Here is a 7,694-nt window from a genome sequence, read left to right as displayed (position 1 = left end):
CTCATCACCGAGCTGCTCGACGTCTCGCGCATCGAGTCCGGGCGGCTGGAGGTGCGCCGCCAGGTCGTCGACGTGCCGGCCAGGGCGCGCCGGCTGGTCGCCGGCCGGGTCGCGGCGGGCGACTCGGAAGACCGCTACCGCCTGATCGTCGGCGACCGTTTGCCGGAGATGTGGCTCGACCAGGACAAGATCGACCAGATTCTGGGTAATCTGGTGGAGAACGCGGTGCGCCACGGGCGTGGCACCGTGACGATCGAGATCGAGTCCGTCGGATGGGGAGTGGCCGTGTCGGTGCGCGACGAGGGCGAGGGCATCGAGCCCGAGCTGGCTCCGCGCGTCTTCCGGCAGTTCTGGCGGGGCGGCAACAGCCGCCGGCGCGGCGGCACCGGGCTCGGCCTGTTCATCGTGAAGGGCCTGGTCGAGGCGCACGGTGGCACGATCACCGTGCAGCGTGCGCCCGAGGGCGGCGCGGAGTTCCGATTTACCGTGCCCACCGGCACACCCGACTTCGCCACGGTCTGAAGCCCCGAGCGGCTCGACACCCGTCGAAGTCGGTCCGGTGGGCGGGCCCCACTAGACTCATTTCCGCTCAAGCCCTGGATACGGAGCTCACTCTTGTCTGACTACGACCCCGTCGAGGTGACGCCGTTGCATGCCGACGAGCTGTCCCGCATGGAGGCCGACGCCCTCACGGCGATCAAGGCGGCCGACAGCCTCGACGCACTCAAGCAGGCCAGGCTGGCGCACGCGGGCGACCGCTCGCCCATCGCCCTGGCCAACCGCGAGATCGGCGCCCTGCCGCCGGCCGCCCGCGCCGAGGCCGGCAAGCGCGTCGGCGGCGCCCGCAGAGCGATCAACGAGGCGCTGGCCGCCCGCCAGGCCGAGCTGGAGGCCGAGCGCGACGCCCGGGTGCTCGTCGAGGAGACCGTCGACGTCACCCTGCCGTGGGACCGACGGCCGCGCGGCGCCCGCCACCCGCTGACCACGCTGCAGGAGCGCGTCGCCGACGCGTTCGTCGCCATGGGCTACGAGGTGGCCGAGGGCCCCGAGCTCGAAGGCGAGTGGTTCAACTTCGACGCGCTCAACATCGCCACCGACCACCCCGCCCGCTCCGAGCACGACACGTTCTTCGTGGACTCCACCGAGTCGGGCATGGTGCTGCGCACCCAGACCTCGCCGGTGCAGATCCGCGCGCTGCTCCAGCGCGAGCTGCCGGTCTACGTCATCTCGCCGGGCAAGACGTTCCGCACCGACGAGCTCGACGCCACCCACACCCCGGTCTTCCACCAGACCGAGGGGCTGGCCGTCGACGAGGGCCTGACCATGGCCCACCTCAAGGGCACGCTCGACAGGTTCGCCGAGGTCATGTTCGGCGAGGGCATCACCACCCGGTTCCGGCCGAACTACTTCCCCTTCACCGAGCCGTCCGCCGAGATGGACCTGAAGTGCTTCGTCTGCCGCGGCGCCTCGGCGATCCCCGGCAACCCGCCGTGCCGCACCTGCAAGTCCGAGGGCTGGATCGAGTGGGGCGGCTGCGGCATGGTCAACCCGCGGGTGCTCATCGCCTGCGGCGTCGACCCCTCGCGCTACTCCGGGTTCGCGTTCGGCATGGGGATCGAGCGCACGCTGATGTTCCGCCACAACGCCGAAGACATGCGAGACATGATCGAGGGGGACGTGCGCTTCACGCTCCCGTTCGGAATGGAGATCTGATGAAGGTCCCGCTCTCCTGGCTGCGGGAGTACGTCGATCTCCCGGCGGCCACCGCGCACGAGGTGGCCGACAGGCTCACCATGGCCGGGCTCAAGCTGGAATCCATCACCTCCTACGGCCACGACGTCAAGAACGTCGTCGTCGGCGAGGTGCTGGAGATCGAAGAGCTCACCGGCTTCAAGAAGCCGATCAGGCACTGCAAGGTCGAGGTGGGCGAGGCGACGCCGCGCGAGATCGTCTGCGGCGCCACGAACTTCGTCGCCGGCGACCGCGTCCCCGTCGTGCTGCCCGGCGGCGTGCTGCCGGGCGGGTTCGAGGTGGGCGCGCGCAAGACGTACGGGCGCATGTCCGAGGGCATGATCTGCTCCGAGCGCGAGCTGGGCCTCGGCGACGACCACAACGGCATCATGGTGCTGCCCGCCGGCACGCCCATCGGCACCGACGTGGTCGAGCTGCTCGGCCTGCGCGACGACGTGATCGAGCTGGAGATCACGCCCGACATCGGCTACGCGCTGTCCGTCCGCGGCGTGGCCCGCGAGGTGGCCACCGCGTTCGGCGTGGCCTTCCGCGACCCGGCCGACGTCGAGGTGCCCGCCGAGAGCGAGCCGTCCTGGCCGGCCTCCATCGGCGACCCGACGGCCTGCGACCGGTTCGTGCTGCGCGAGGTGCGCGGCTTCGACCCGGCCGCCCAGAGCCCGCTGTGGATGCGGGTGCGGCTGAGCCGGTCCGGCATGCGCCCGGTGTCGCTGGCCGTCGACATCACCAACTACCTGATGCTGGAGCTGGGCCAGCCGCTGCACGCCTTCGACCGGTCGAAGCTGACCGGCGAGATCGTCGTCCGGCGGGCCCGGGAGGGCGAGCGGCTGGAGACGCTCGACCACGTCGTGCGCGAGCTCGACCCCGACGACATCCTCATCACCGACCAGTCGGGCCCGATCTCCATGGCGGGCACGATGGGCGGCCTGGAGACCGAGATCTCCGACGGCTCGACCGACATCGTCATCGAGGCCGCCCACTTCTCGGCCACCGGCATCTCGCGCGAGTCGCGCCGGCACGGGCTGGTCTCGGAGGCGTCCAAGCGGTTCGAGCGCGGCGTCGACCGCGAGCTGCCGCTGGTCGCCTCGTGGCGGGCGGTGCGCATGCTGGCCGAGCTGGGCGGCGCGACCGTGCAGCCCGGCGTGACGCACGCCGAGGTCGACGTCACGCCGGCGCGCATCGCGATCCCGGCCGGTCATCCGTCGGCCGTGGCGGGCGTCCCGTACTCCAAGGAGGTCGTCGTCGGCCGCCTGGAGCAGGTGGGCTGCCTCGTGACCGACGGCGACGACCCGGCCGTGCGCCAGGGCGGCGTCGACCCGACCGGCGTCGTGACCGGCGGCGAGCTGGCCGCCCGGCTGGCCGTCACCGGCCCCGACATGATCACGGTCACCCCGCCGTCGTGGCGGCCCGACCTCACCGACCCCAACGACCTGGCCGAAGAGGTCATCCGGCTCGAAGGCTACGACCGGCTGCCGTCGGTGCTGCCCAGCGCCCCGGCGGGCGCCGGGCTGACCGAGGGGCAGCGGCTGCGCCGGCGGGTCGGCCGGGCGCTGGCCGAGGGCGGCTACGTCGAGGTGCTGAGCTACCCGTTCATCGGGGCCGACGACTTCGACCGGCTGCAGCTGCCCGCCGACGACGCGCGACGCCGGGCCATGCGCCTGGCCAACCCGCTGTCGGAGGACGAGCCGCTGATGCGCACGACGCTGCTGCCCGGCCTGCTCAAGACGCTGGTCCGCAACGTCGGGCGCGGCTTCGGCGACGTGGCGCTGTTCGAGACGGGCGCGGTCTACCGGCCCCGGGAGAACGCCCCCGCCGCCGCTCCGGTGCTCGGCGTCTCGCGCCGTCCCACCGAGGAGGAAGTGGCCTCGATCGAGGCGGCGCTGCCCGACCAGCCGCTGCGGGTCGCGGTCGTGCTGGCCGGGGAGTTCGAGCGGTCCGGCTGGTGGGGCTCCGGCCGGCAGGCCTCGTGGGCCGACGCCGTGCAGGCCGCCCGGCTGATCGCCGCCGAGTCGCGGGTCGAGCTGTCCATCAGCGCCGACCAGCACGAGCCGTGGCACCCGGGCCGGTGCGCCGCCCTCTACGTGGGCGACACGCTGGTGGGGCACGCCGGTGAGCTGCACCCGCGGGTCATCGAGGCGTACGGGCTGCCGCCGCGCACCGCGGCCATGGAGCTGGAGCTGTCGCGGCTGGAGTCGGCCATGCCGGGGCCGGTGCAGGCGCCGCCGGTGTCCCCGTACCCGGTGGCGACGCAGGACGTGGCGCTGATCGTGCCCGACTTCACGCCGGTGGCCGACGTGGAGGCGGCGTTGCGCGACGGGGCCGGCGAGCTGCTGGAGTCGGTGCGGCTGTTCGACGTCTACGCGGGTGAGCAGGTGGGCGAGGGGAACAAGTCGCTCGCCTACACGATGCGGTTCCGGGCGGCGGGCCGTACGTTGACGGTCGAGGAGACGACGGCGGCCAGGGACGCGGCGGTGGCGATGGCGGCCGACCGCGTGGGAGCCCAGCTCCGCAGCGCCTGAGCCGATCAGAAGGGGCCGGTACGGATCGTCGTACCGGCCCCTTTGTCATGTGTTCAACGTGCTGAGGTCGATGTCGATGTCGAACGGGACGGTCAGTTGGAGCCGGTCGTGGTGGATGCCCGTGCAGACGTAGGCGCCGGTGGCGAGGTTGAGCTCGTAGACGTAGACCACCGGCAGCGCGCCCGCCCTCTCGACGCGCCAGAAGTGGGGGATGCCCGCCTCGGCGTAGAGGGTGGGCTTGCGCTTCCTGTCGCGCACCTCGGTGACGGGCGAGACCACCTCGACGGCCAGGACGACATCCTTGGCCTGGTAGCAGGTCAGCGCTTCGTCGGCAGGCGCCTGCGGCCCCAGGACGATCAGGTCGGGCTCGGGCCGCTGTTCGGGCGCGAGCTTCACGGCCATCTCCTGGCACACCTGGAGGTGGTCGGGTGCGGCATCGGCGAGCGCTCGGTGCAGACCGAAGACCATGTCGTGGTGAAAGCGGTGCCGGGGGCCCACGAAGACGAGGCTTCCGTCGATCAGCTCTGTGTGCGGAGGCAGATCCGGGATGTGATCGAGGTCCTCGGCGACGTAGCCCTGCGGCGGAGGGAAGGCCCAGTCGGGGAGGATCGCTTCGGCAGGCATCGTCCAACGCTAATCAATGCACTCCGCTCACGCCTCGGGAACGAACGTACGCGTGTGCAAGTCGCGGGAGAATGTGGGGCATGAGGGAGTTGCTGGTGTTCGGCGAGCGTGGGGATGCCGAGGAGGTCGCCGAGACGCTGGGGGAGTGGTTCCCGGGGCTCGGGGTGCCGCGGGTGGTGCGGGAGACGCTCGCCGGTGAGGACGACGCCGAGGACGCCCAGTGGCTCGTCGTCGTGGAGGGGCTCGACGAGCAGGCCCTCGGCCAGGTGGATGAGCTGGTGGAGCGGTACGACGGCTGGCGGGAGCGGGAGTAGGGCGGCCCCGGCAAGTAGAGCCCCCCGGCCGGTGGAACGGCCGCCCGGGGAGGGCCGGGCAGGTCGGTGGAACGGCTGACGATGGCGGGCCGGTCAGGCCGGGGTGGGGTGGTCGGATGACTGCTCGACGCGGCGGGCGCGTTCGGCGATCGCGTGTTCGTCGGTTCTGGCGTCGTAGCGGCGGAATCCGGGCAGGGCGGCGGCCAGGCCCAGGACGGCGCCCACGCACAGCAGGCCGCCCGCGCCCAGCGAGAAGCGGGTGCCGCCGAAGTTGGCCATCAGGCTCGCGCGGGCGTTGCCCAGCATCGGGCCGCTGGCGTACGACAGCAGCTCGATGCCCGCCAGCCGCCCGCGCAGCTCCTGGGGGATGGTCTGGTTCCACATCGTCGTACGGAAGATGCCGCTGATCATGTCGGCCGCGCCGGCCAGCGCGATGCACAGGAAGACCAGCCACACGGTGGGAGCCAGCGCGGTCAGCGTCATCGCCACGCCCCACAGCGCCGCCGCGACGATCACGCCGAGGCCCTGCCGCTGGACGCGGGCCGTCCAGCGGCCGGTCACCGAGGCGGCCAGGGCGCCCACGGCGGCGGCGGAGTACAGCAGGCCGAGCGACTCGGGCGAGCCCAGCTCGTCGGCCAGGAACGGGAACAGCGCATTTGACATGGCGAACACCATGGCCGCGATGTCCACCAGGTACGTGCCCATGAGGTCGCCGCGGCCGGTGGCGTAGCGCACGCCCTCGACCAGAGAGCTGAGCGAGGCGGGCGCGGCGTCCTCGACGGCGGGCAGCGACCTGATGCGCCACAGCAGCGCCAGGGAGAGCACGAAGGTCGCCGTGTCGATGGCGTAGGCGACGTGCGTGCCGAGGTGCACCAGCAGCAGGCCGCCCAGCGCCGGGGCGACGATCGCGCCGACGTTCCAGCGCAGGCTGTTCAGCACCGCCGCCGCGGCCTGCTGGTCGTGCCGGACCACCTGCTGCATCACCGCCTCCAGGCTCGGACGCTGCAGGCAGGCGATGCCGGTGGACAGGGCGCCCATCACGTACAGAACCCAGACCTGCGGGTGGGGGAGCATCGCGTTGACCACGAGCGCGGCGGTGGTGACCAGCAGGCCCAGCTCGCTCAGCACGATGATCCGGCGGCGGTCGAGCGCGTCGGCGATCGCGCCGCCCCACAGCCCGCACACCACCATCGGCACGAACTCCGCCAGGCTCATCATCCCGACCGCGACGTAGGAACCGGTCAGCTCCTTCATCTGGTACGGCAGCGCCACCATGGTGATCATCGTGCCGAACATGGTGACGACGCCCGCGCCGAACAGCAGGCGGTAGTCGCGGGAGTCGCGCAGCGGGCTCAGGTCGGGGGAGAGATGACGGAGCAGGCGCATGAGTGGTGCGGGCACGAAGTCTGATTGTCCGACCACGTCCGCGACGAGGGCAAATCATTTAGGCACGGCGAAGGCCCCCGGGGGAACCGGGGGCCTTGGCGGGAGGGGTGTCAGGCGGCGGGCACCTTGTCGAGGAAGCCGAGGACCCTGCGGATCCGGCCGTCCTCGGCCAGCTCGACCACGTCGAAGCCGACGGCCAGGGGCTCCTCGCCGGCCGGGCCCAGGTGCCAGGTGAAGCGGGCGATGTGGTGGTGGGCGTCGAACACCTCGCCCGGCGTGAACACCAGGCCGGGGAACATGCCCTGCGCGCCCTCGATCACGGCGGCGATCCCGGCGTGCCCGGCCACGTCGGCCATCGGGTCGGTGTAGGTCGCGTCCTCGGTCCACAGCTCGGCGACGGCCTTGGCGCGGGCGTCGGCGTCGGTCTCGTTCCAGGCGGCGATGTAGCGCTCGACGAGTTCGGCGGTCATGATGATCTCACTTTCTTCCAGAAGTTCTTTCAACGGTTCTGAGGAGACGGTTCTCAGGAGACGGTTCTCAGGAGGGGCGTCAGCGGCGGGCCTTGCGCAGGCCGGTGATCTGCAGCTCGGCGAACAGCCCCACGACCAGGGCCTGGGCGATGGCCCAGACCGCGCCGAGCGTGCTGAACTCGAGCGCGCCGGTCACGACGGCGGCCACGCTGCCCAGGGTCCAGGCGATGTTCAGGCCGATGACGGCCTTGACGGCGGCCGGGTTGATCGCGGGGCGGGAGGCCAGCAGGCCGACGGCGGCGCCGTACACGAGCAGGAAGATCCCGATCTCGCGCAGCAGGCCCGCGCCCGGGCCGAGCAGGTCGCTCGCGGGGCCGGCCAGGGCCAGGTAGACCAGCCCGTTGACGCCGGTGACGACGGCGTCCGCAACAAGAGCGAGGCGCAGGAACCTGGTCCGGTCGGCGGTGACGGTGAGGGCGGTCATCTTGGCTCCTTCAAGTGCTGGTTGCGACACTTGAACGATGTCAGCCGGGGCGTAGGGGCCGCGATTACGCGCCAGGTAATGAACTCCGCGAACCGGCCGCCGACCTGCGGGTTCTCCGGAGAAAAGAACGGGGCGCCCCCTTGCGGAG

8 protein-coding genes are annotated in these 7,694 nt (G+C 71.9%); 4 read left to right on the top strand and 4 right to left on the bottom strand.

The features are described 5' to 3' along the window. The 3 genes from ACWCSD_RS43140 to ACWCSD_RS43130 all read left to right on the top strand — a co-directional run. The coding region (locus ACWCSD_RS43140; RefSeq protein ID WP_449923858.1) for a sensor histidine kinase at positions 1–522 on the top strand (522 nt) is incomplete at its 5' end. Between the two features lie 150 nt (positions 523–672). Further along, a complete protein-coding gene (gene pheS, locus ACWCSD_RS43135) occupies positions 673–1,713 on the top strand; it encodes a phenylalanine--tRNA ligase subunit alpha (protein WP_352364980.1) in 1,041 nt (346 codons plus the stop codon). Continuing rightward, positions 1,713–4,268, top strand: a complete 2,556-nt coding sequence (locus tag ACWCSD_RS43130; RefSeq protein WP_397165439.1) for a phenylalanine--tRNA ligase subunit beta — start codon at positions 1,713–1,715, stop codon at positions 4,266–4,268. The genes pheS and ACWCSD_RS43130 overlap by 1 nt, the downstream gene beginning before the upstream one ends. Before the next feature lie 45 nt (positions 4,269–4,313). Here ACWCSD_RS43130 and ACWCSD_RS43125 read toward each other — a convergent pair whose 3' ends face one another. Further along, on the bottom strand, positions 4,314–4,892 hold the full coding sequence (locus ACWCSD_RS43125; RefSeq protein ID WP_397165437.1) for a Uma2 family endonuclease: 579 nt from the start codon (positions 4,890–4,892) through the stop codon (positions 4,314–4,316). Positions 4,893–4,972: 80 nt separating this feature from the next. Here ACWCSD_RS43125 and ACWCSD_RS43120 point away from each other — a divergent pair, with 80 nt between their 5' ends. Further along, the gene (locus ACWCSD_RS43120) at positions 4,973–5,206 is read left to right on the top strand and encodes a hypothetical protein (protein WP_358285799.1); all 234 of its coding nucleotides are present in this window, start codon (positions 4,973–4,975) and stop codon (positions 5,204–5,206) included. A gap of 93 nt (positions 5,207–5,299) precedes the next feature. Here ACWCSD_RS43120 and ACWCSD_RS43115 read toward each other — a convergent pair whose 3' ends face one another. The 3 genes from ACWCSD_RS43115 to ACWCSD_RS43105 form a co-directional block, all read right to left on the bottom strand. After that, positions 5,300–6,607 (bottom strand): MFS transporter, encoded by a 1,308-nt coding sequence (locus ACWCSD_RS43115; RefSeq protein WP_397165436.1) that lies wholly within the window; start codon positions 6,605–6,607, stop codon positions 5,300–5,302. Between the two features lie 95 nt (positions 6,608–6,702). Beyond that, entirely contained in the window at positions 6,703–7,062 is a 360-nt protein-coding gene (locus ACWCSD_RS43110) for a nuclear transport factor 2 family protein (RefSeq protein ID WP_358285803.1), read from the bottom strand. A gap of 79 nt (positions 7,063–7,141) precedes the next feature. After that, on the bottom strand, positions 7,142–7,546 hold the full coding sequence (locus tag ACWCSD_RS43105) for a hypothetical protein (RefSeq protein ID WP_397165435.1): 405 nt from the start codon (positions 7,544–7,546) through the stop codon (positions 7,142–7,144). Positions 7,547–7,694: the final 148 nt, after the last annotated feature.

It is taken from the genome of Nonomuraea sp. NPDC001684, from assembly GCF_053596515.1.
Note: the sequence above shows the minus strand (reverse complement) of the source record. Positions and strands in the feature narration are given on the sequence as shown.